This is a genomic window from Mesorhizobium sp. XAP4 (assembly GCF_029269325.1).
Taxonomy (GTDB): domain Bacteria; phylum Pseudomonadota; class Alphaproteobacteria; order Rhizobiales; family Rhizobiaceae; genus Mesorhizobium; species Mesorhizobium ciceri.
On sequence record NZ_JARIXW010000009.1, the window covers coordinates 47,686 to 71,777 of the forward strand.

Here is a 24,092-nt window from a genome sequence, read left to right on the forward strand (position 1 = left end):
TGCCCCAAGCAAGAACGTTCGCTGAGGGTGCGGAGTTCTTCGCAGCCAAGGGCAGACTCAAAGGGAGAGCCTTCGTTTCACTCCACCGAATTTTATGCTTGAATGTCTCTGAAACCTGGTCGCGGAGCGCCTCCCACTTTGAACGATCCCTTCGCCCCCCTACGGCAACGTTTCCTGGCCAGGTGCGCCGCTCAACTGGCGGAGTTGAAGGCGGCGCGGCACACAGTCCTTTTCAAGGGTTCCAACGACTCACTGATTGCGACCGCGCACTCGCTCGCCGGAGCCGCGGGAACGTTCGGGTTTGCGGAGATCAGCGTACAGGCATCGGCGCTGGAAACACTGCTGATCGAGCAGCCGGATGACGGGGCCGTGCATGCCGCACTCGACGGGCTTATCGAACAGCTCGAGCATACGTTGAAGTGACTTAACCGAAAGGGCTCACTTCTTAGGTCCAGTCAGGCCGGTCCTGGTCATCTCGCCCCAGCTCTGGTCGGCGCGTAGATACTGCCACCAGCCCTTCACGCGCCATAAATTGTTGAGCTGGCGGTAGCCGAAGTTCTCGATCACTGCCACGGCCGTGAGCACGGCGAGGTCCCGCGCGCGCGGAAAACGCTGAAGCTCGGCTTCTTCGAGGACCAGCGAACACACGCTCACGCAAACGCCGTAGGTGAAAACCAGCGATGTGAACGCCAAGAGATACTCGGTCGAAAGAATGCCGAGCAGCCAAAAGGTCGGAATGAGCACATAGCCCAGGACTTCCGAAATCGGCCCCAGCACATCAACAACCAGTATGTGACCAAAGCCGAGGAAGCCAACACGCCCATAACGGGGGTTGAAGAGCATGGAGCGGTAACGGAAGAAGCATTCGAGCGCACCGCGCTGCCAGCGCGTGCGTTGTCTGGCAAGAACGCGGAGTGACTCGGGCGCTTCGGTCCAGCACACCGGCTCAGGAATGAACTGGATGCGGTATTTGCGTTTGGTGTCCATCATGTGACGGTGCAGCTTGATCACAAGATCGAGGTCCTCACCCATCGACCCACCGGTGAAGCCGCCAACCGCTACCACTTCGGCGCGGCGGAACATGCCGAAGGCGCCGGACACCAGCATCAGCGTGTTGATGCGGCTCCAGGCAAGCCGCGCCATGAGAAAGGCCCGCAGATATTCGACCACCTGAAACAGGGGCAGCAGCCGGTTCGGCAGCCGGACCTCACGCACCCTGCCACCTTCGATCCTGGACCCGTTGGCGATCCGGATCGTGCCGCCCACAGCGATGGTGCGCTCTGGATCGTCGATGAAGGGCTGCGCGGCACGCATTAGCGCATCGGGCTCGAGGATGGAATCGCCGTCGATCACGCAAAACAGCGGCGCGCGGCAGACGTTGACGCCGGCATTCTGGGCATCGGCCTTGCCGCCATTTTCCTTATCAACCACAAACAGCCGTTCGGTCATCGGCGAGGAATAGAGACCGCGGATCGGCTTGTGCGTCAGGGCCTCCTCATAGGGCCGATGGAATTTCACAAGCTTGAAGCCTTCGATAAGGCGCTGCAGAGTCTGGTCCTTCGAGCCGTCGTTTATGACGATCACCTCGAAATTCGGATATTCAAGCGCCAGCATCGAGTGCACGCTCTCGACTACGTTCACTTCCTCATTGTAGGCGGGTACCAGGAGCGCGATTGGCGGCGCGACGTCCCCATAACGGCGCCATAGCAGCGCCGAACGCGCGACTGGCGGGCGCTTGGACAGCGCGTAGGCGGCAATAATAAGCTGCAGCAGGTATACCGCCGTCTGCGCCAGCCCTGCCCCAATGATGAACCAGGACAGGATGGAGGCACCCAGGACGATCTCTTGGCTCCAGTCGAACATCAGGCGGCCGGCCCCTCGGCAAGGATCAGCGAGGCGGTGCGCTGGCGGCGCGAGACCTCGCTGGTGGCGATCTCGCGCAGCACCTGCTCTCCCTTCTGGCCGAACGAGCGGAGCGCGTTGGCGGCGGCATAGCGCACAGTCCATGCCTCGTCGTCCATAAGCTGCGCGAGGGGCGCGGCGAGTTCAGACAGGCCGAGGCGGCCCGCCGCATTGGCAGCGTCTGCACGCACATTCCAGCCGCCAATTTCCATCGCCTTGGTCAGGATGGCCGTCGCATTGGCATGTCCGGTCAGCCCGAGTGCCCGCAATGCGGCTGCGGCAACCTCCGATGACGGATCGCCGGCCGCGCGGGCAAAGAAGTCGCCAAACCGGAACCCGCCGTTGCGGGCAAGTGCATCGATTGCGGCCGCTCTAATGAAAGGCACCGCGCCCTGAAGTCTGGCGTAATCCTCAAGTTCGTCGAGCCGCTTCGGCGGAAAGCGCCTGAAAAGCTCGATCAGGCGTCGCGAGCGCTGTCCCGCCACGCCGATCTTGCGCAGCGTTATGACGAGCGGCGGCAAGGCGCCGAGATCGCAGAGCGCGATCGCGACGGCGATCCTGACCTCGCGTGATCCGTCGCGGTCGAGTGCCGAAAGCAGGCTTGCCACTGCGTTTTCCGAACGCAGCGCCGCCAGCATCTCGGTCGCGTGGATGCGTTCGGCGGCGTTGCCTTTTTCCAGTTGGGTACTGACAAGCGCCGGCAGGCCACATTCGTTGAAGGCTGAGAGGAGCTCGTCGTGCTCCTCGCCGCGCAACAGCGAAATAAACTCGAAACCGGCATCGACCGCCACCCTCGCCGGCACCGCAAGCAGCGCCGTCTTCAATGCCTCGCGATCGCGATTTTCGGTGAAGGCGATCAGCGCCGTCAGAAGAAGGCGCCGCTGATCGGCGCCCGTCGTCCCCCGGCGCTCCTGCAATACCCGACGCACGATCAGTAGAAGCATGATCGCCAGGGAAAGGGCACTGAGCAGGATGGATAAGTGCCAGATGTACAACATGATCAGAACCGCGTGGTTAGGCCGAGCCCGAATGTGGTTCGGTCGAATGTCGGGCGCTGCTCATGGGCGAGGCTGCCGCGCAGCGTCAGCGGATCGGTGACGTCCCAGGAGATGCCGCCAAAGACGGTACGCGTCGGCACCAGCGTGCCGTCGGAGATCTCGGGGGCATCTGCATAACCACCAAAAACGTTGACGGCCGGGGTGACTGCAAGATCGGCCCGCAGCACATAGCCATCGGCGCGTGTGCCGATATCGTCGGCTGCGTGAACCCAACGTGCCGAAAGCCCCAGCCGGCCGTCCAGGACATAGGCCTGCACCCAGGGCGAGATTGTGGTGACCTCGGCGGTGACGAAATTGTCATAGCGAGCATCGATGTTGAGCGAGAACGGACCGAGCGCTTTCGCGGGCGCCATGATCTGCCACGAAGCGCCGGCGCCGATCGAATATCGGGCCAGGAAATCGGCATCCGGCGTCGCCGCTGCCAGCACATAGGCCGAAACCGTCGGCGAAAAGGCCTGGTCGATGCGGCCGTCGATCTGAACATCGGTGCGACCGTAGCGGGTCGCCATCCGGGTGTGGCTTGAAATGGTTGTCTGCGGGGTGAGTTGATAGGCAAGGCCAACCGAACTGTCGGTCCAGTCGCCAAGCCCCTCGGTGAGATCGCTGACTTCGCTGCCCAGATCGAGTCGCCATTTGCGCGGCGGCGGCGCAGCCAGCCTTTGCACGATATCGGCAGAGCCCGGCTCGATGGCGAGCGCTTGGCGGTAGGCTTCCCGCGCGGCGAAGTCGTCGCCACGCGCCCGGCGCAGGTCGCCGATCCCCACCAGCGCCTCGGCATTGTGCGAATCTACCGCCAGCACCCGCTGAAACGACTGCTCGGCCCGCGTGTAATCCTGCTCGAGCAGGGAAATTCGCGCGTCGAGAGCCATCGCCTCGACATTGTCAGGCGCGGTGCCAAGCACATCATCGATCATCGCGCGGGCGCGCGGTACGTCGCCCTGCCAGATCGCCAGGCGCACCTTGCCGAGGCGGGCACCGAGAAGGCGGGGCCTAATGGCCAGCGCCTGGTCGAAGAACTGCCCGGCCTGGTCGAATTTCTGCTGGGAGCCAGCCACCAAACCGATGGCGACCAGGATATCAGTGTTTTTCGGCGCCAGCCGAAGGGCGCGGCGATACGCATTCTCCGCCTCCGGCAATTGTCCCGCAGCCCGCGATCGTCGGCCCTCCTCCATCAGGCCGGCGACGGGATCCGGCCGCGGCGGGCGCGGTATCTTCCTCGCGGTCGCAGGTTTCGCCTTGCTGCTGCCGGCCCGCTGGGCTTTGCGGATGTTGGCAACAAGGGTACTTGCATCGGCATTGTCGGGCTCGGCACGCGACACCTCTTCGGCGAGCGGCAAGGCGGCGTCCGGATTGCCCGAGCGGAACTCGACTTCGGCCATGCCGAAGCTGGCGTCCCGATAGGTTGGGGCAAGGGACAGTGCCTTGGAAAAGGCTTCGCGCGCCGCCGGCAGATTGTTGCGGCCAAGCTCGGCGAAACCGAGTTGCACCAGGGCGTCGGCATTGTCGGGCCTGAGCGCCAGGGCTCGCCGGAAAAGACCCGCCGCCGCCTCGAAACGCTGCGCTTGCCTGGCCTTGACGCCGAACTCGTAAAGTTCATCCACCGTCTGCGCCAACGCCGCGCCCTGGGGCGCAGCGATCGTCAGGACCAGCCATGCGGCAAGGGCTGCGCGCCGGCCGCGCCGCATCAGCGCTTCCCGCTCTTTCGCGCGAGCAGACGCGCAAGCCGGGCCAGCAGCTCCTCGGGAATGAATGGTTTCACAAGATAGTCGTCCGCTCCCTTCTCCAGGGCCGAGACGATATCCCTTTCGCCCTTGCGGGCGGTCAGCATGACGACCGGAGTTTCGGACAAAGCCGGATCGTTTTTGATGCGGGCAAGCACCTCCAGGCCGTCGGCCTTGGGCATCATCGCGTCGAGCACGATGATGTCCGGCGCCTCATGCTCCGCCTTCAAGAGCGCTTCCGCCCCGTCTACTGCCTTGATGACCTCATATCCCTTTGCCCTGAGCCTGAATTCCATCAGCTCGATCAACAAGGGATCGTCGTCGCAAATCAGAACTCTTGCCTTCGATCCGTTCACCAGCCTTGCTCCGGTTCCGTCGCCCCCCGGAGTGATCAACCCATGAACCGACATCCGCCAATGCGGTTCATGCAGACAGAAATATTCTTCTCAGCTCTCTCATCGACGTCCGCCGATGCCACCGCGATTATAGACAACCTGATTCGCTGCGCCTGCACCCTCGGCACAATCAGTAGATGAATAAGGCGACATGGTATAGGAGCCCTGAACGGCATCGCACAGTCTGCAGCCAGAACGCGCTCGGTGGCCAGTCAATCGTCGACTCAGGCGCGCGACAGAAGCAATCTTTTGACTTCACGGGCAAGCGCAAGCGGGTCGAACGGTTTGGCGATCACCCCTACCGCGCCCATTGCCAGATAGCGTTCGACCTCATGCGTCTGGGTGCGCGCGGTGATGAACACCACGGGTATCGAGGCCGTCGCGCCAGCCTCGGCCAGACGCCTCAGCGTCTCCGGCCCATCCATGTCCGGCATCATCACGTCGAGCAGAATGAGGTCGGGTTGCCATTCGGCGGCATCGGCCAGTGCCTGCATGCCCGAAGAACAGGACCGCACCTCGAATTCCGGCTCGAGCTCCAGCGACATCTGGGCGATTTCGCGGATATCGTCCTCGTCATCCACATAGAGGATCCTTGCGCGCATCAGCATCACTCCTTGGCGTTCGCGGCAAGCCGGGTTCGGGACGTAACCAACATGCTCCTGACCAGCTTTGCCACATCGATCTCCGACGCCTTGGTCTTGGTCATGATCGCCTGCACGCGATCGCCGAGTTTCTGGTCGAGCTCCGCCGCCGAAAACACGATGACGCCGGTCTCCAGCGGCAGATCGACGAGGAGATCCAGGCCAGATCCGTCGGGGAGTGCAATGTCCAGGATGATCAGATCGAAGCGATGCTTCGCGACCGCCTGCCGAGCTTCCTGCAGCGTCTTTGCGGATGTGATCGAGACGCCCGAGCCCAGCCCCTCCGACATCACCGCGAGCACGCCCTCGTCGTCTTCGACATGCAGGACCTGTGGCCTCGGCTCGACCCTGCGGCCGACGATCTTGGCGAGAGCGGCGTGAAGCCGTTTCGAGTCCACCGGCTTCTCCAGCCAATCGATGATGCCGACGGCGCTGCCGTTCAGCGAGCGCCTGGCCTCGTCGGCGACGGCGGAGATGACGATGACCGCAATGTCGGAATTCACCGGTGATGCCCTTAAGTCGTGAAAGAGCTTGATGCCGGATTCCCCCGCCAGCTTGATGTCGAGCGTCAGCGCTACGTAGTCGCGGGAGCTCAGGAGCGCCTTGGCGGTGTCGATATCGGGCGCGACGTCGCTGGAAAAGCCTTCCGCATCAAGAAGTGCCGCGATCACCGCAGCGATGTCGGGCTCGTCCTCGCAGATGAGGACACGCAGGCGGCCATCGCGCTTGCGCGCCCGGCGCTCGACCAAAACCGGCTTGTCGGCCTGCCTGTGCGCCTCGGGAAGGTCGACGTGAAACGAGGTTCCCTGGCCTTCCTCGGTTTCGAAGGAAACGGCGCCCCCGAGCTTTTCGGTGATGGACTTGACGATGCTCAAGCCCAGGCCGGTGCCGCCAATTTTACGGGTGCTGGAGGCGTCCGCCTGCTCGAACTTTCCAAATATACGGCTGCGGAAAGCCTCCGGGATGCCGGCGCCCTGGTCCACCACGGAAATGCGCAGCATGTCGCGGTCACGACGCTGGAATTTCACAGTGACGGTCCCATCGGTTTGCGAGAACTTGATCGCATTCGACAGGAGGTTCGCCATCACCTGGTGCAGGCGATCCGGATCGATGTTGGCCTCGGCGCGCGGGGCATCGTCGACCAGAACGATCCTGATCCGACTGTCGGCCATGTAGTTGGAGCTGGCGGCAATGGCCTGCTCCAGGACCTGGCGGACAGGCATCTGCTTGATCTTGAAGGTGATCACGCCCGATTCGATCTTCTCCATGTCCAGAATGTCGTTGATGAGAAGAACCAGCCTTTCGCTATTGGTATGGGCGATGTTGACGAGATTGGCGGCCTTGGGCGGCAGTTCGCCGGCCACGCCGGCCGCGATCAGGCCGAGCGAACCCCGGATAGAGGTCAACGGTGTGCGCAACTCATGGCTGACCGTGGAAATGAAATCGTTCTTGAGCTGGGCGGTGCGTTTCTGCTCGGTGATGTCGCGATTGTAGGTGATGACACCGACGATCTTGCCGGACTCGTCGCGGAACGGTGCCTTGAGCGTGTAGAGCCAGCCTTGCCGGCCATCCGGCAAAAGCGCCGGCTGATCGATCCGCAGCGTCTGCCCTGCCTCCAGCGCGCCCATCTCATCCTGCCGGAACCGCTCCGCGACTTCTTTCGGATAGAAATCGAAATCCGTCTTGCCGATCAGATCGTCGACTGAAGTGGCGCCAACCATTTCGGCGGTGGCCGGATTGGCGGCGATGAAGCGGCCGTCGACATCCTTTATGTTCAGGCAATCGGGCAGTTCGCGAACCATGGCCCGGTAGGTCATGTTGGACATCAAGAGCTCCCGCCGGCGCTGCTGCCGATCGAGCAGGACGCCGATGATGATTGTGCTGAGGAAGCGGAACACGAGCGACGGGAACGTGCTCTGCTGCACCAGGCCGGCGACGGCTTGCGTGGGGATGACCAGAAGCGTGATCAGCCCGGCGAGAGCGACCGTTACGCCCAGACCGAATATGTCGTACATGGTGCGCGAACGGGCCGCGACGATGTGATGCCACGCGATACCGACGATTGCGGTGATGAGGATACCCATCACCCCGGCGCTGGCGCCCTGCCCGCCGAGATGGACGCGATAGGCAATGGAGCCGACCGTGGCGATCAGCATTGCCGGCCATCCGCCGAAGAACGCGGCCGCAGCAATGAAGGCGGCGCGCAGATCGACGACGAAGCCGGAGACGGACAACGCCGTCGCCATCGAAATGATCGCGCCCACGCACATGACCACGCCAAGAAGCAGCGACTGCATCCGCTTCGAAAGGCGCCCGGTGAAGTCCGCCACAAGGTCCCAGGCGACCACGAGGATGGAGACCAGTGCAAGATTGGCGAGGAGTGACTGCCAGATCTCGATCATGACTTCGGCTCCTTTTTTCCGATAGATAGCGCCAAAACCTATCCGAGGTCTAAAGAAGCTACAGCCCGGTCGGCGGTGCGGTCGACCCCGCGATCAGGGCAGCTCGGTGGGGCCACCTTGATTGCTGCTGCATCTATGGCCGACATGAGGCGCAAAGCCGACGGTCCGGTTAGGGCAGTGAAGTCCGCGTTCCGCCAATTTTTGGCAGACAGTCGCCATCCATCCTTTTCACGTGAACAGCCTTGTTCGCCAAAACCCGTCCCCTGCCCCACCAGCCCTTGACGAAAATCGGCACGCCTGTGAGACACAGGGGTGGGAACATTTGCCCCGTGGGTACATCTATAGTCGAAACACGGGATCGCGCGGCAATTTTGGTGGCAAAGCCATACTTCTTATCGGCCGCGTAAAGATCGGCGGACTTCTAGCTCACCAACTCGCGCAGTCCGGGGCAGTTACAGCAGGTGGTCCCCTAGTCCTTGCCGACACTGACGATTTACGCAGGGCAAATCTGGGAAGGCATCTGCTGGGTGTGCCCTACCTCCACTACAATAAGGCGGAAGCCACCGCCGATCGAGCCGTATTGGTTATGACGACCGTTGCGAGCATCGTCCCGCCGTTGCCGCCATTGGGCGAGCCGCCAATGCCGCCCTGGCTTGCCGAGTCATTGCCACCCGAAGCTTGCCTGCGCCGCCGGACCCGCCGCCAAACGAAAGATGGATGTTGCTGGCCACGCCGCCCTTGGCCTCGTTGCCGGAAAGGTCGACATTGCTGATGGTAACGGTTGCGCCTTCATTGATGAACAGCGCTCCGCCTGCATCCACGTTCCTACGGCTTGACCGCTTTGGTTCCCTTCTTCGCTTGCACGGCGATCGAGGGCCCATCCGGCGGCGGGCCTGTAACGGCCCTCTTCGGCGGCTCGGCGGCGGGTGTGTCGGGCGCCTGCGGCCCGCCGGACGTGAGGTTGACCGACACACCGTAGACTTTCCACTGCCGGTTCACCGGTTCGAACAGCAGCTCGAAATTGACCTGCAGCGGTACCGATGGGAAAAACCCCGCTATGTGCAGCATACCGTTCGGCTCGATCTGCGGCAGCAAGGTCAGTTGCGGATCGAGCACCGCGACGGCGCTGAAATCGAGCGCCTGCTTGCGCTGACTGGCGAAGATGTCGCCGAGCCCCGCGGCACTGTTGGCTTGAAAATTCGGTGAGCCGAGATCGCGCAGCACGGTGTAGTTGCCGGTCTTGTTGGCCTGGTCGAGCGCCAGCAGCGTTGTCCTGGTGAGGATCAGCACGCCGTTGCGGTCGATGCTGGCGGGATGGGCTGCCTTTTGCATCACCCGCTTGTCTCTGCTTTGCGCATGCGCGGGCTGCACAGGCACCGAGACGACCATCAGCGCGACGGCCAACGCAGCGAAAAAACCGCGGGCGCCCGGGGTCCGCCAACCGGGCGCCCGCCACTGAAAAGACACGATCTGCTGAAGCCCCAAAACCCCGTTCATGCCGGCCGCGTCAGTTCAGTGTCCATGAGGCTCCGACGCTGACGCCGACATCGCCACGGCTGGTTGTCGCCGACACGGCGGCGTTGAGGCGAAAATCCTCACTGGTGTTGTAGCCAAGTCCCAGCGCCAGGCCCGATTGCCCCTTGAAATGACCAAAGCCGCCAGCGATCGACAGTTTCTCAGGCCTGTCATCGTAACGCAGTCCCGCCGTCGCCAGGGCTAGCGCCGTACCGCCACGGGCTTCCGTGCGGTTTGCGCTGATCTGCTTGCCAATATCCTGGAAGCCGGATTCAAGCGCGCCAACGCGGCCGTCGAGCGCAGCAATATTGGTGGCATTGGTCGTTACCCTGGTGTCGAGATCCGCGATCTGCGTGGTGTGCGTGGTGAGCGTGTTGGTGTTGCTGGTGATGCGCGTCTCGTGATCGGCGAGTTCGGTGGTGTTGGCCGCGATCTGCGTCGTGTTGTTGGTGATGCGCGTCTCATGATCGACGAGCTCGGCGGTGTTAGCGGTGATCTGCGTTGTATGACTGTTTACCGTGGTGCTCAGATTGGTGATGTCGGTGCTGTTCTGGGCGACCTGTGCCGGCAGGCCTTCGAGGGTCGCGACATCGAATGTTGAAGCCGCCAGATTGCCGTCGCCGTCCGTTGTCATCAGATAGGTCGTGGCGCCTTGCGCGTCCTTGCTCGCCTGCGAATTGACGCCGGCCAGCGTGTAGGTGTTTCCGCCCCTGCCGATGGCGACCTGGTTGTCGCGCGTTGTCGATGCGCCTTGGCCGATCGCGGTGGAAGCCAAGAAATTGGCGGTTGCCCCAGCGCCCAGCGCGGTGGCGTTCAAGGCATTGGCGGTTGAGTTGTGACCCAATGCAGTGGCTTCGTTCTGCCCATCAGCCGCTACGCCCGCCTCGGCGCCCATGCCGATGGCCGTGCCACCGCTGCTCAGAAAGCCGATATCAAGTCCCGCTTTTGAATAGGCGCCCAGGGCAGTGCCCTGCGCCCCTGCCTCCGCATTATAACCCACGGCCGAGCCTTCGAGTTCTCCCACATACGCGTGCGGACCGACGGCTGTGGCGAAGGCAGCAGATGTCTGTGCCTGTCCTATAGGGATACTGGTATCATTGCCGCAGGCGAGGCTGTTGGAATGGCCAGTGTCGTGGCCGCCAGCGCACTCACCTGCCAACGCATGCCCTGGAAATACCGAGATGGCCAAAACCATCGCGCCGGCCAAAGCGGTGACGAGGACCGGACCGCCGCGCGAGCTGTCTTGCTCAGTCGCTTTCGCGTCTCTCGATGCGAGACGGAACCGCCTCCCATCCGACGGTGCGGCTGTCTCTAGTTGGCGCGGCGCGCCCGCCTGCTTGATCATTCTTGCCACCACGCCCAAAAACCCCCGATCAAATTGCCGATGTGTCGGGAGAGTGCAGACAAGGCGATGAAGCGAACAGTCGTCATATGCCGACTGTTCCTCGCTTTGTGAGGCCGCTACCTCCTTGTTGGGTCGGGTTGTTGCCGCATGGTCACATATTCATTTTTGCTAATTATCGATGAGGGGAACCCGGTGGCGACATCATCGCCTTCAGCGACAATGCAACTTGCGCGAGAGCTTCCGTGTGTTAGGCTTCTTCACGAAACCTGATGGTCCCAAGGATCGGAAAGTTCCCATGGCTGACGTCACCATCGAAGCGGTCTCCGCCGTGGTCGGCCAGATCTATGAGGCGGCCTACGACCAGGAACGCTGGCTCGGTGCGGTAACCGGCCTGCGCGACCTGTTCAAGGCATCGCGAAGCTGTATCGCGCGGCTTGATCAGCGGGCGTTCAACGCGGTGGGGACTGTCGATGATCCGGGACTGTGTACTCCCGAGGCGGCGGCAGCACACATGCGGGATCCCATCAGCACCGTCGTGGCTGCGCTGCCGGTTGGCAACATCTATGACCGTGCACGGATAGCGGAAGACGGCGCCGACTTCCGCCGCCGTGAGCTTTGGCAGGACTGGATGAGGCCGCGCGACATGCATCATGGGCTCGCCTCGAATCTTCTCGCATCCAACGGCTCCTATTGGTTTTTCGATATTCACCGCGGCTCCAGGCAGGACGCGTTCGGTGCCGACGACATTGACCTGTTGCAGAAGATCGTGCCGCATATGTTGCGCGCCGGGCAGATCGGCCGGCGGCTGGAGAACACCTCGGCGTTGGCATCGGCTTTCTCCCACCTGCCCTTCGGCGTGTTCCTGGTCAACGGCCACCAGCGGATCGTTCAGATGAACGAGGCCGCCGAGGCAATGCTGGCGCGGCCTGACAGCCCGCTGAGGCTGAATGGCGGCACGATCGTCGCCTCCAATCCCCGGGATGCGCAGGAGCTTCAACAATTGGTCGCGGATGCCTGCTCGCTGCCGGACGGAGCCATGCCCGGACCCGGCGGAACGCTGATGGTGCCGTCGGATCACAAGCGCTCCGACCTGACGCCGCTGGTGCTGTCGGTTGCGCCCTTCGTCGACGCCCGCGCCTACGGTTTGGCCTCGGAACGGTGCGCGGTGATCATGGTCACCGAGGTCGCCCGGCGCATCCCCGATGGCTTCGAGACGCATGTCCGCAGCCTGTTCGACCTGACGCCGGCCGAAGCCCGGCTCGCAGCGACATTGGCATCCGGGCGGACGCTGAAGGAAGCCGCGGCAAGCTCGAGCATCACCGTGAAGACCTGCCGCACCTATCTCGAACGTATCTTCTCCAAGACCCGCACCCGGCAGCAGAGCGAACTGGTTGCGCTGCTCAAGAGCACCGAACCGCTTAGCGGGCGCGGCGGGTAGCCGGCTCATGCACAGCGAGCGTGCTAAGGATTTCGAGGCCAATGGCTGACCCAAACCTGGAAGCGGTGTCCGCCGTGGTCGGCCAGATCTACGAGGCTGCCTACGATCAGGAACGCTGGCTCGAGGCAGTGACTGGTCTGCGCGATCTCCTTGGCGGCTCGCGCTCCTGCATTGTGCGGCTCGATCCAACGACGAGCAACGCAGTTTCAACAGTTTATGATCCCGAGTTCGTTTCGTCCGAAGTAACCGCTGCGCACATGCGCGATCCCATCAGCGTAGTCGCGGCCGCCCTGCCTGTGGGCAAAGTCTATGACCGCACGCTGGTAACGGAAGGGGGCGCCGGCTTCCGCCGCCGTGAACTCTGGCAAGACTGGTACAGGCCGCGTGACATGTATCACGGGCTTGCCTGTAATCTTCTGGCCGCCAACGGCTCCTATTGGTTTTTTGATATTCATCGCGGTTTGAGGCAGGAAGCGTTCGGTGGCGACGACGTCCAGCTGTTGCGAAAGATCGTGCCGCACATGCTGCGCGCCGGGCAGATCGGCCGGCGGCTGGAGAATACGTCAGCGCTGGCATCGGCTTTTTCGCATCTGCCCTTCGGCGTGTTTCTGATCAACGGCCATCAGCGGATCGTGCAGATGAACGAGGCCGCCGAGGCGATGCTGGCGCGGCCCGACAGTCCGCTGGCGCTGAAGCACGGTGTGGTAGTCGCCTCCAATGCCGGAGATGCGCAGGAGCTTCAACGGCTGGTTGCCGATGCCTGCTCGTTGCGGAACGGCGCCATGCCAGGCACCGGAGGAACGCTGATCGTGCCATCGGATCACAAGCGATCTGATCTGACGCGGCTGGTGTTGTCAGTCGCACCGTTCGTCGATGCCCGCGCCTATGGCCTGGCGTCGGAGCGCTGCGCGGTGATCATGGTGACGGAGGTCGCCCGGCGCACTCCCGATGGCTTCGAGCTACATGTTCGCAGCCTGTTTGACCTGACACCCGCCGAAGCGAGGCTTGCAACGGCATTGGCATCGGGGCGGTCTCTAAAGGAAGCCGCGGCCCTTTCCCACATTACCGTGAAGACCTGCCGCACCTATCTCGAACGGATTTTCTCCAAGACCCGGACCCGGCAGCAGAGCGAACTGGTCGCGCTGCTCAAAAGTACCGAGCCGCTCAGCGGCCGTGGCCGGTAATTCCCGAACAAAAAATCTAACAGTCGGCATTTGCCGATTGTTCGGGGCCGCGTCTTTCGGCCAGATTTTGGCTAGGTTTGCAGTGGCCAGCCATGAAGTAGGGCAGGTCGTTGATGATGCGGGGCCAATCAATGATGGAAACCGGATACGTTGTCGCGGCCGGATTATTTCCGTTTGCCGTTTCCTATACGCTCGTGGCAATGCTGCCGGGTGCCAATTTTGCCGTCGTTGCGCAGGCCGGGCTGACCGCGTCGCGTGCTACGGCGCTTTCCGCTGCCGCCGGTATCGCCCTTGGCGCAAGTTCGCTGGCGGCCGTCGTCGCGACGGGGGTCGGTTCATTGCCGCACGAGGGCATCGCGCATCAGATAGCCGCCAGCCTCTACGGCGCACTGCTGGTCCTCATTGGATGGAACTCGATGCGGCGAGCTTGGTCGATCAAGACGGGACCGGATGAGCCGAAACCGGTCGCAAACGTTCGGCACTTCCGGCTGGGTTTTGTCACTGCGGTGGCAAATCCCGCAACTGCAATATTTTTCGCCTCTTCAACGCTGAACTTAAATCTCCGCGGGGCGACTTACCTAACCGTGGTCGCATTGGTGTTTGCCATTGCGATCGCCTGGTTTGGTCTTCTTGGCCTTTGCATTTCCCAACCTGTAACACAGCGGTTCTACAGACGTTTCCGAAAGCATGCGGATATCGTCCTGGGAGGTGCCCTGGTGGCGCTCGGCTTCGCCGCGCTTGGGTCGTTGAAGGGCTAAAACATGTAGCGGTGTCTGGACTGGACAGGGTCGCGCTCACTGCAATTTGCTAGGACGGCAAGCGACGACCGGGCCGCACTCGCGCCATCGGCGATTAGCGACGCACTCCCGACGATCTCCAGTCCCCGAAGATCGGCTCGCCTGCGCGGTTTAATAGAACGGCGAATATGGCTCCCGGTCCGCTCGTGTGAAGACGGAGATGGGCTGGTCAATCCGCGCGACAACGCCCGCTCCGAAATTAATCCCAGTTCCGTCGCAGACACCAAATATGTTCGACCGCGTTCCGATCAGCACATTGACCGGTTTCCCGGCTTGGACGGGGTATGTGCTGTTGTGAATGAAAAGGACGCCGGTTGCCTGCAGCGTGTCATGCGCATTGCCGTTGCTGCTCGCTATCTCGACATAGTCGCGCCCTGCGAATGAATTTTGTGTCCAGATGCCGACAACCCCTTCCACCGAGAGCCAACCATTCGCCCAACCGTCCGCGTCGCGCGGAGAGTATTGTGTGAACAGGCGATAGGTAAGTGGGTCCGATAGCCAGAAAAGCGTTACGTAGCCGTCGATATCAGGCACATAGGTGAACCAGACGCCGGTTTCGCTCGCAGCCCACAGGCCATCCGCATCGTATGGGTCCAAATTGTTGGCGCTGACGAAATCCATTGACAGGGGTACCGGATCAGTCACGGCGTGATCGAAGAGTTGGGTGAGCGTCCAGCGCCCATTGTAGTTGAACCACTTGTCGAAGTAGGTTCCTCGAGCCACCGAGCTCAGGTCGATGATCTGTCGCTCCCCCCGTTCGACCGGACCAAAAGGAACGGGGTCGAAGTCCGGCAATTTGAGGCGCGGTATCATGACTGTGCTGGTCGCCAGTCGTGGCGACAACTTGCCCAGATCAAGCATGGATCCTGCTTTGCCAACCGCCGAACGCACGTTCCGCGCGATCAGATCCGTTCGATATTCTCGCCAATAGTGCCCGGACCGGATCTTGTCGAACGCGACCATCTGTTCGATCAGATGGTCGACGTCTTTGGCGGACCGTTTGGGCTTGGAAAGGAAAGCGTTCTGATGGCCAAGCAATTGCTTTCGCGCCTTGGCCTCACCTTCCAGAATGTCCGCGTCGAACGGCAGTTTACACCCCTCTGTTGGCGTAAAGCCGCTTTCATGCTTCGTGTGGAAATCGCCCATCAACTTGACCATGCTGCCTCCATCAGTCTCTGGCTAATCTTGCAACCAAGGTGACGGCGCTTCCTGATGATCGCCACCTCTCGCCGTCAGAATTTCACCGCGAGATCGAGCTTAGCGCCATTGTCGACAGCGCCACCGCCGAACTGTCCGGAATAGGACAGGGCGAGCGTCGCATTGGCCGACATTTTGAGGTCGATGCCGGCCTCGATCACGGCGCTGTCCGTGGCGATCGGCACGCCGGCGATGGTGAAGGCATCGCTGCCGGCAAAGGCGACCGTCGACAGCGGCGTGGTATCGCCGAAAGCGTGCCGCCAGCCGAGCATGCCGCGCGCTGTCGCATTGATGTTGCCGAGCGCAAAACCGGTCGAGCCGCGCAGGCCGAGCGTGGTGAAGGTGGCGTCGGTGGTGGAACCCGCGCTGGTCAACGCTGCCGCGCCGCCCTTTTCGGTAAAGCCGTCGGTGTGCACGCTGACATAGGCGAGATTGACGAAGGGCTCGAACTTGAAGCCCTCGGCATCGGGCCCGCTGCTACCGACCTTGTAGGCAAGTTCGCCGAAGATCTGCGCGGTGCCGGCGTCATAGTCGGCCGAAAGTTGATCGGCAAATCCGTTGAAGGCGACCGAGCGTTTTGTCGACAGGCTGCTCCAGCTGTAGGCCGCACCGGTTCGGAAAGCGATGGCGCCCCAGTTGGTGCCGCCATAGAGACCGAGATGGGAGTTGTCGGCGTCGCCCCTGGAGCTGCGATCATCGGCATCGAAGTTCGCATGGCTGTAACCGCCAAGCAGACCGACACGCCAGCCGCCCACCAGCGTGTCGGCGCCCGCCAGCAGGCCCCCCGTCGAACGATCGAAAGCGGCGGCGTTGCCGTCGCTGTCGGTGTTGCCCCAGGACCCGAAAGCCTGGCCCCAGACGGCAAAGCGATCGGTGTCGGCGGCGACCATCTCGGGGCCACCCTCGCCATAGGCCATGACGGGAAGTGCTGCGGTGCCAACATCGCCGAAGGCGGCGCGGACACGGCTGGTCGCGGCATCGCGGACGAAGCGGCTGTCCTCGACCAGCATGCCCTTGGCCGAGGCATGGATTTCGCCAGACAGCTGGTCGAAGACAGTGCGTGCCTCGGCATCGGTGGCCAACCCGGCGACGGCGCCGAACACAGCCCCGCTAGTCAGCCTGTCCAGCCCTTCGCCCGTGGCGATCTGGTTCGGCGTCAGCCCGGCATCGGCGAAGTCACGCACCTTGGCCACGTCGAGATAGGCGTTGTTGGCGTCGTAGGTGTCGGTCACCGACAGGAATGCGGTATTGGTGACGCCGGTCACCGAACCGAATTCGCCGGTCAAGCCGCCGTCGGCGGTGAGCACCTTGTATTGCGCGCCGACTTGCAGGTTGCCCACCATATGGACTTCAAGAGTGGAACCGGCAGCCAGCGTCGTCGTGCCAGTCGAGACAAACTTGTCCGATTGATTGAGGCCCCCGATATCGACCGCATAGATCGAGCTTCCATCGAACTGCGCATTGCCGCTCGTGTTGAGCACATCGCCGGCGAAGCCGTTGACCACCGTCGTGCGGCCTTGATTCACGAACATCGCCAGGTTGGTGAAGTTGGTTGTCGCGATACCGCCCACTCCGGCAGCATCGACGATGCTCCCGGGACCATTGGTCATCGTGTCGCCGCCGCCGCCGAAATCGCTGGTGCCGCCTGCCGTGCGCCAAGTGCCGTTGTTGTTGAATGTGTCAGCAGCAGCGCCAAAGGTCACCGTACCGGTGATGAAACCTGCGTTGGCAAGGACGAACGGCCCGCCGGTGGCCACGAGCGCTGAGTCGGTCAGCAGCCCGGAGCTGTTGCGGATCGTACCAACCGACGTATTGGTGATGGTGCCGCTGGAACCCGTCACCGTCACACCGCGCGCTACGCCGCTGGCCGTGCCGGCAACATTGACGTTCACCACGCCGGCGCCGGTTGCCTTGATGCCTTCGGCGGCAGTGCCGGTGACCGCGCTGTTGGCAGTCACCGTGACCGTGCCGGTGCCGCTATTAGTCGCTTCGATGCCGGTCAGGCCCGACACCGCGCCGGTGGTCGTCACACCAACTGTGCCGGCGCCCGCCGCGTTGGTCTGACGCGCGATGATCGCCGTATTGCCCGTTGAGGACACCGCGCCGGCGTTCACCAACACACTGCCGCCGGTGGTGCGCGCGTAGACACCATTGCCCGACGTCGCGGTTACCGGACCGACCGTCTTCACCGTCGTCGAGCCGGAGCCTAAGTTCTCCGCGTCGACGCCGAATCGTGCGCCGATGGCACCATTGGCCGTCACGTTGATGTTGCCAGTTGCGGCAGCTGGGAAGATCGCGGTGACGATGCCGGCATTGCCCGACTTAATGTCGCCGTTCGCCAGCGCCGTGACATTGCCGGTCGTCGACTGCGCCTGGATATCGATGGCGTCCTTGCTGCCGGCCAGCGCCGTTACCGCGCCGGTGGTGACAGTGATGGCGCCGCCTGCGGCGGTATCGCGCACCACAATGCCTTTGCCTGCCATCGAGCTGCTGGCGCCTGAGATGTTGACGCTGACCGTGCCGGAACCATTGTTGAGGATGTTGGCTGCATCGCCGCTGCCGCCGGCGAAACCGCCGGCGCCGGTGACCAAGATATCGCCAGCGCCGCCGGTGCCGGCGATCAGCTCCAGGCCATCGGTCGCGCCGGTCACCGTGTTGGCGGCATTCACTGTCACTGCGCCGCCGCCGGCCGCCAGAATGCCCTCGGAGAGGGTGCCGGTGATCATGCCGGCCGTGGTGACGGTGATCGCGCCCGTGCCGCCAGTGGTCGCGGCGATGCCCCTCGTGCCAGAGACATTGCCTGTGGTCACATCGACCGTGGCCGCAGTCGCTGCGAAGACCATTTGGGCGGTGATGCCTGCAAACCCGGTGGCGGTGACGTCGCCCGCAGTCACCTTGATATTGCCGCCACCGCCCTGCGCAAAGATGCCGCCACTGCCGCCGCCAGTCGCGGTGACCGGACCAGCCGCCGTCACCGTGAGCGTGCCCCCGCCCAAGTTTACGGCGGAAATCCCGCTGCGGCCATCGATTGCGCCGTTGGCCGTCACGTCGAGATTGCTGGTCTCCGACCGGGTCTGCACGTCGATTGCGGTTCCGGCCAGCGCGCTCACGGCACCTGTGGTGACGCCAATGTCGCCGCCAAGGGCTGTATCGCGAACGTAGATGCCATGGCCGCCGGTGGAGTTGCTCGCGCCCGCAATGTCGACCGTGAGGGTGCCGGCGCCGTTGTTGAGGATGTTCGCCGCGTCGCCGGTCCCGCCGACGAAGCCGCCGACGCCGGTCACCGAGATGTCGCCGCCGCCGCCGGTCCCGCCGATCAGGGTCAGGCCGTTGGTCGCCCCGGTCACTGCCTCGAGGACGCTTACGCTCACTGCATTGTTACCGGTCGCCACAATACCCTCGGCGAGGGTGCCGGTGATCGTGCCGGTGGCAGTGACGCCAACCGTGCCCGTGCCATTGTTGGTGGCCACGATGCCCGTCGTGCCGGAGACATTGTTCGCGCTCATGTCAACCGCGCCCGCGCCAGCTCCGGCGTGCCAGGCTACGATCGCCGTGTTGCCGGTGGCGGTGACATCGCGCGCTGCCACTATTACATGGCTGCCGACCGATGCGGCAAAGATGCCGTTGCCGGTGGTCGCGGCAATTGGACCCCCTGCGACCACCGTCGTCCTGCCCGTGCCGAGATTCTCGGCGTCGATGCCGAACCGGGCGTCAATCGACCCGTTGGTGGTCACCTCGATATTGCCGGTTGCCGCACCTGGAACGATCACCGCCACCAAACCGGCGTTACCCGCCTGAAGGTCGCCATTGGCGGTCACCGCGATGTTGCCGGTCAGCGACTGGCTCTGCGCATCGATCGCATCTTTGCCGAGCGCCAGTGCGGTCACAGCACCCGTGGTGACGCCAATGTCGCCGCCAAGCGCTGTATCGCGAACGTAAATGCCATGGCCACCGGCGGAGTTGCTCGCGCCCGCAATGTCGACCGTGAGGGTGCCGGCGCCGTTGTTGAGGATGTTCGCCGCGTCGTCGGTCCCGCCAACGAAGCCGCCGACGCCGGTCACCGAGATGTCGCCGCCGCCGCCGGTCCCGCCGATCAGGGTCAGGCCGTTGGTCGCCCCGGTCACTGCCTCGAGGACGCTTACGCTCACTGCATTGTTACCGGTCGCCACAATACCCTCGGCGAGGGTGCCGGTGATCGTGCCGGTGGCAGTGACGCCAACCGTGCCCGTGCCATTGTTGGTGGCCACGATGCCCGTCGTGCCGGAGACATTGTTCGCGCTCATGTCAACCGCGCCCGCGCCAGCTCCGGCGTGCCAGGCTACGATCGCCGTGTTGCCGGTGGCGGTGACATCGCGCGCTGCCACTATTACATGGCTGCCGACCGATGCGGCAAAGATGCCGTTGCCGGTGGTCGCGGCAATTGGACCCCCTGCGACCACCGTCGTCCTGCCCGTGCCGAGATTCTCGGCGTCGATGCCGAACCGGGCGTCAATCGACCCATTGGTGGTCACCTCGATATTGCCGGTTGCCGCACCTGGAACGATCACCGCCACCAAACCGGCGTTACCCGCCTGAAGGTCTCCATTGGCGGTCACCGCGATGTTGCCGGTCAGCGACTGGCTCTGCGCATCGATCGCGTCCTTGCCAAACGCCAGCGCGCTGACATTGTTGGTCTTGACCGAAACGCCGGTGCTGGTCGCTACGTCGCGGACGGTGATGCCTTCGCCTGTTGCCGCAGAGACACTTGCGGCGATGTTGATGTCGACCGAACCGGCACCTCCCGTCTGCGCCGCATCGAAGGCATTGCCGGTGCCGTTGTTGATGATGCTCCCACCCGTGTAGGTGATCACGCCGCCGGCTGCCGAGAGCGAGAGCGCCGCGGTGCCGCCAGCTGTTGGCATGTTGCCGGCATCAATGCTGATCGTGCCATTGTTGGTGACGTTGAGACCACCGGCGCCAGTGTTGGAAACTGCGAGGCCATTGCCGCTTACCGTCGTTCCTGCATCGATGTTGAGGATGATCGGTGTTGCGATGGCACCAGAGTAAGCTCGGTCATTGGGCGGGTTATCAGGATACGTCGTGTCGATGGTGGTGGTATTGTCGCATTGGATCGTGGCGCCAACAACGAAGCAAGCCGACCAGGCCTGTCCCGGTGCCAGCAGGGTCGCGCCCGCAGCTGCGGCAACGCCAACAGCGGATCGCAGTGCAAGCCGGCTCACTTGAGAACGCAGCTTCCACCGCAAAGCCGAATTCGTGGAAGCCTTTCCCGGAATCGAAGGCGAAAGAACAGCCTGCCTGTGCCCGATCATTCTTGCCATCACGCTCAGTTCCCGTCGAATTCTCGAATGCGGCGGAGACTGCGGCCAAGGCCGTGGACCGAACAGTCGTCATATGACGACTGTTCGTCGGTTTGTGGGTAAGCAATAGATTGCTGGCCGGCTTGTTGCCGGCTGGCCACATATTCTGTTGTGCTAATTATCGACCAAGGTGAAAATAGTGGCAGGCAGAGCTGACGCCACCCGTCAGAGCTCTGTCCGCACAATGCCTACGCACCTTCAACAACGCCACGAGCCGGCTCTGCCGGCGGCTTCCGGTTTGGCGAATATTCGCTCCAGAGAGACCGGGTGATCTGCGCCTCGACTTCGCGTGCGGCTCCGGCTCGCTGCTGCTGAACGTGCGCAAGCGCATGGGGCCGCACGGCATCGGCAGAATCTACGGGCAGGAAAAGAACATCACCACCTACAACCTCGCGCGCATGAACATGCTGCTGCATGGCGTGAAGGACACTGAATTCGAGATCTACCACGGCGATACGCTTTCCAATGACTGGGACATCCTGCGCGAATTGAATCCTGCAAAGAAGCCTTCCTTCGATGCCATTTGTGGCCAACCCGCCCTTCAGTTTGCGCTGGGATCCGACTGAGGCGATGGGCGACGATGTGCGGTTCAAGAACTATGGGCTGGCGCCCAAGTCGGCCGCGGACTTTGCCTTCCTGTTGCACGGTTTCCACTACCTGAAGGATGAAGGCGTAATGGCCATCATCCTCCCCCACGGGGTGCTGTTCAGAGGTGGGGCGGAAGAGCGCATTCGAACCAAGCTGCTGAAGGACGGTCACATCGACGCCGTCATCGGACTGCCCGCCAACCTGTTCTATTCGACGGGTATCCCGGTCTGCATCCTTGTTCTGAAGAAGTGTAAGAAGCCCGACGATGTTCTCTTCATCAACGCAGCCGAGCACTTTTTGAAGGACAAGCGTCAGAACAAATTAGGGGATGGCAAGAACGGGACAACGGACCATATCGGCAAGATCATCGAAACCTACAAGTTCCGTAAGGAGGAGGACCTATTCCAAGCGCGTCAGCATCGATCGTATCGCCGACGAGGGTCACAACCTCAATATTTCCCGCTACATCAGAACGGCTGAGGATGAGCTCGAAATCGATCTAATAGCCGCCAATGAAGACTTGGTCGACATCGAGAAGCAGTTTCGCGCAGCGACAGCGAAGCACAACACATTCTTGCGCGAGCTTGGGCTTCCAACCTTGCCGCTTTCAAAAGGATGACGCCGGGCTCGAATCGACCATCAAGCAGCGCGCCGGTGCGCCTTGAGAGCTGCTGATTTCCCACGTCCGCTTTCGGTCTATATCGATGTTGGCTTGTACGGCGGTAATGAGGCGCATTGCTGCCGCTAGCTCACAGCTAGCTATCATCCGCTACGAGGATGGGGAAGCACAAGCAGTGCGCTGGAAATGGCGTCGGGCTCTGTTCACTTGCTATGCCTAGGAATGTGCATATATTGTGCGTAAGAGAGAGATCGGAGATTTGTCATGACCCACGCACAGCTCGCACAATCGAAAGTGGTCTCAGGTTTTGTCGACAGCCTGCAGGAGCCGCGCACGCCTTATATCTCGCCGAAGCGCCTGTCGCAGGCGCTGGGCGTGAAGGTGGCCAACTTGGCGCAGTTGACCGGCGTCCACCGCAACACGCTCCGTAACCCGTCGTCGGAGCGACTGCAGGGTCGGATGCGCGAGATGGTGAAGGTGATTTCGGCCGCAACGGAACTCACCGGCGACGTCGACAAGGCGATCTACTGGTATCGCAATGAGCCGATCGCCGACTATGGCCATCGCACGGCGGCCGAACTCGTCGCGGGCGGCCAGGTCGAAGCAGTGCTGGCCTTCATCCGGGATCTCGAGAACGGGGCGCGCGGGTGAAGGTCACCCGCGTCGGGCCGGACGAGATCTTCCATCGCTATCTGACACCCAAATGGGCCTTCCTGCCCACCAGTGGTGGGGGCGCGGCGATCGATGGCGGGCGCTTCAATCGGCCCGGCGTCGAAGCCGTTTACCTGTCCCGCGCGCCTCAGACAGCGTTGGAGGAATACAAGCAGGGTGCCAGCATCACCCCGCCCGCCACCCTTGCCGCCTACAAGATCACGCTTTCCGAGATCGCCGATCTTTCTCAGGGGTTCGACCCGAATGTTTGGGATAGTGCCTGGAAGGAATGGGATTGTGCCTGGCGCCAGATCGCTCGCATCGACAGCAAGATACCGTCATCGTGGAAGCTTGCGGACCTGGTCGTTACGACCGGGCTTCGCGGTATTCTGTTTCCGTCGCTGCGTCACGCCGGCGGCACCAATCTGGTGATCTTTCCGGCCAATCTTGTCGACGGTGATAAGGTCGCGGTTCACGATCCCGATCACCGGCAACCGACCGATCAGTCATCATGGCCCTGAGTTGCTAGCTGTCGTAAGCAACCCGATTTCCGATCAGTTCAGAGCGCCTCATCCTCAACGACGCCAGTCGTTGGGTCGCCCTCTTCGAAGTCGCCCTCCCCCCGGACAAGACCGGTCGGTATATCCCCGGCCAGCAGCTTCTCCTTCGACAGCAGCCCGGCGTCCTCGAGCGCCTCGAAATCCGGCAGCTGGCGCAGCGTGTCGAGCCCGAATTGCGACAGAAAATTTTTGGTCGTCACATAGGTATAGGGCGCGCCCGGCTGCGGACTGCGCGGCCCCGAGGCGATGAGATCCTGCCCCCGCAGCACACCGATCAGGTCGCGCGACACCTCCTTGCCGAAGAAGGAAGACAGCTCGCCACGCGTGATCGGCTGGAAATAGGCGATGCACATCAAAACCAGCGCCTCCGCCTGCGACAGTTCTTTTGCCCGCTCGCCCGCTGCCGTGCCGAATGCGGCGCGGATGGCGTCGCCAAAGATCTGTCTGGTCCGGTGCTGCCAGCCGCCGGCGACCGCGACCAGCTCGTAGGGGCGGCCGGCGAGCTCGGCGCGAATGTCGTCGATGATCAGCTCGAGATTGCAGTTTTTTCCCACCACCCGCGCGAGGACACCGCGTGTCACCGGTTCGCTGGCCGCAAAAATGACCGCTTCGACGCGGCCCATCCATTCGCGCCAGCGCAGCTCCGGCGGCAGGTGGGCGAGTTCGGTGTCGAGCAGCACAGGCTGTTCGTTCGGCTTGCGGCGGGCGGACGCTTCGCTCAT

Annotated in this window: 19 protein-coding genes; 8 read left to right on the forward strand and 11 right to left on the reverse strand. The window is 62.8% G+C overall.

The window, feature by feature from the left end; translation table 11 throughout:
• Positions 1-138 precede the first annotated feature (138 nt).
• A complete protein-coding gene (locus P3C39_RS30140) occupies positions 139-423 on the forward strand; it encodes an Hpt domain-containing protein (RefSeq protein ID WP_013525351.1) in 285 nt (94 codons plus the stop codon).
• 15 nt (positions 424-438) lie between these two features.
• On the opposite strand, the gene P3C39_RS30145 is transcribed toward P3C39_RS30140, so the two are convergent.
• From P3C39_RS30145 to P3C39_RS30180, 8 genes are all read right to left on the reverse strand, one after another.
• On the reverse strand, positions 439-1,863 hold the full coding sequence (locus P3C39_RS30145; protein ID WP_013525350.1) for a glycosyltransferase family 2 protein: 1,425 nt from the start codon (positions 1,861-1,863) through the stop codon (positions 439-441).
• Positions 1,863-2,900 (reverse strand): HEAT repeat domain-containing protein, encoded by a 1,038-nt coding sequence (locus P3C39_RS32950; protein ID WP_013525349.1) that lies wholly within the window; start codon positions 2,898-2,900, stop codon positions 1,863-1,865. The genes P3C39_RS30145 and P3C39_RS32950 overlap by 1 nt, the downstream gene beginning before the upstream one ends.
• Before the next feature lie 2 nt (positions 2,901-2,902).
• Positions 2,903-4,645 carry a YaiO family outer membrane beta-barrel protein gene (locus P3C39_RS30155; protein WP_013525348.1) on the reverse strand — a complete coding sequence of 581 codons (1,743 nt, stop codon included), beginning with the start codon at positions 4,643-4,645 and terminating at the stop codon, positions 2,903-2,905.
• Complete coding sequence (locus P3C39_RS30160; RefSeq protein WP_013525347.1) at positions 4,645-5,037, reverse strand: response regulator; 393 nt, start codon at positions 5,035-5,037, stop codon at positions 4,645-4,647. The genes P3C39_RS30155 and P3C39_RS30160 overlap by 1 nt, the downstream gene beginning before the upstream one ends.
• Before the next feature lie 263 nt (positions 5,038-5,300).
• Complete coding sequence (locus tag P3C39_RS30165) at positions 5,301-5,684, reverse strand: response regulator (protein ID WP_174299098.1); 384 nt, start codon at positions 5,682-5,684, stop codon at positions 5,301-5,303.
• Positions 5,684-8,119 (reverse strand): ATP-binding protein, encoded by a 2,436-nt coding sequence (locus P3C39_RS30170; RefSeq protein ID WP_013525345.1) that lies wholly within the window; start codon positions 8,117-8,119, stop codon positions 5,684-5,686. The genes P3C39_RS30165 and P3C39_RS30170 overlap by 1 nt, the downstream gene beginning before the upstream one ends.
• A gap of 825 nt (positions 8,120-8,944) precedes the next feature.
• Positions 8,945-9,616, reverse strand: a complete 672-nt coding sequence (locus tag P3C39_RS30175; protein WP_013525344.1) for a hypothetical protein — start codon at positions 9,614-9,616, stop codon at positions 8,945-8,947.
• Positions 9,617-9,626: 10 nt separating this feature from the next.
• Positions 9,627-10,634 carry a YadA-like family protein gene (locus P3C39_RS30180; RefSeq protein ID WP_275954880.1) on the reverse strand — a complete coding sequence of 336 codons (1,008 nt, stop codon included), beginning with the start codon at positions 10,632-10,634 and terminating at the stop codon, positions 9,627-9,629.
• Between the two features lie 640 nt (positions 10,635-11,274).
• Here P3C39_RS30180 and P3C39_RS30185 point away from each other — a divergent pair.
• The 3 genes from P3C39_RS30185 to P3C39_RS30195 all read left to right on the forward strand — a co-directional run bounded on the left by P3C39_RS30185 (position 11,275) and on the right by P3C39_RS30195 (position 14,359).
• On the forward strand, positions 11,275-12,417 hold the full coding sequence (locus tag P3C39_RS30185) for a helix-turn-helix transcriptional regulator (RefSeq protein WP_013525342.1): 1,143 nt from the start codon (positions 11,275-11,277) through the stop codon (positions 12,415-12,417).
• 74 nt (positions 12,418-12,491) lie between these two features.
• Positions 12,492-13,601 (forward strand): helix-turn-helix transcriptional regulator, encoded by a 1,110-nt coding sequence (locus P3C39_RS30190; protein WP_275954879.1) that lies wholly within the window; start codon positions 12,492-12,494, stop codon positions 13,599-13,601.
• A 131-nt stretch (positions 13,602-13,732) separates the two neighbouring features.
• The gene (locus P3C39_RS30195; RefSeq protein WP_164778385.1) at positions 13,733-14,359 is read left to right on the forward strand and encodes a LysE family transporter; all 627 of its coding nucleotides are present in this window, start codon (positions 13,733-13,735) and stop codon (positions 14,357-14,359) included.
• Positions 14,360-14,509: 150 nt separating this feature from the next.
• Here P3C39_RS30195 and P3C39_RS30200 read toward each other — a convergent pair whose 3' ends face one another.
• Positions 14,510-15,556 carry a hypothetical protein gene (locus tag P3C39_RS30200; protein ID WP_275954878.1) on the reverse strand — a complete coding sequence of 349 codons (1,047 nt, stop codon included), beginning with the start codon at positions 15,554-15,556 and terminating at the stop codon, positions 14,510-14,512.
• Between the two features lie 74 nt (positions 15,557-15,630).
• Entirely contained in the window at positions 15,631-20,814 is a 5,184-nt protein-coding gene (locus P3C39_RS30205; protein ID WP_275954877.1) for an autotransporter domain-containing protein, read from the reverse strand.
• A 455-nt stretch (positions 20,815-21,269) separates the two neighbouring features.
• Here P3C39_RS30205 and P3C39_RS30210 point away from each other — a divergent pair, with 455 nt between their 5' ends.
• The 4 genes from P3C39_RS30210 to P3C39_RS30225 all read left to right on the forward strand — a co-directional run bounded on the left by P3C39_RS30210 (position 21,270) and on the right by P3C39_RS30225 (position 23,331).
• Positions 21,270-21,518 (forward strand): N-6 DNA methylase, encoded by a 249-nt coding sequence (locus P3C39_RS30210; protein ID WP_198032133.1) that lies wholly within the window; start codon positions 21,270-21,272, stop codon positions 21,516-21,518.
• Positions 21,519-21,522: 4 nt separating this feature from the next.
• Positions 21,523-22,020: an N-6 DNA methylase gene (locus tag P3C39_RS30215; protein ID WP_275954876.1), complete on the forward strand. Its 498-nt coding sequence runs from the start codon at positions 21,523-21,525 to the stop codon at positions 22,018-22,020.
• Positions 22,021-22,423: 403 nt separating this feature from the next.
• Positions 22,424-22,810, forward strand: a complete 387-nt coding sequence (locus P3C39_RS30220; protein WP_013525337.1) for a hypothetical protein — start codon at positions 22,424-22,426, stop codon at positions 22,808-22,810.
• A complete protein-coding gene (locus P3C39_RS30225) occupies positions 22,807-23,331 on the forward strand; it encodes an RES domain-containing protein (protein WP_275954875.1) in 525 nt (174 codons plus the stop codon). The genes P3C39_RS30220 and P3C39_RS30225 overlap by 4 nt, the downstream gene beginning before the upstream one ends.
• A gap of 38 nt (positions 23,332-23,369) precedes the next feature.
• Here P3C39_RS30225 and P3C39_RS30230 read toward each other — a convergent pair whose 3' ends face one another.
• The gene (locus P3C39_RS30230; protein WP_013525335.1) at positions 23,370-24,092 is read right to left on the reverse strand and encodes an SMC-Scp complex subunit ScpB; all 723 of its coding nucleotides are present in this window, start codon (positions 24,090-24,092) and stop codon (positions 23,370-23,372) included.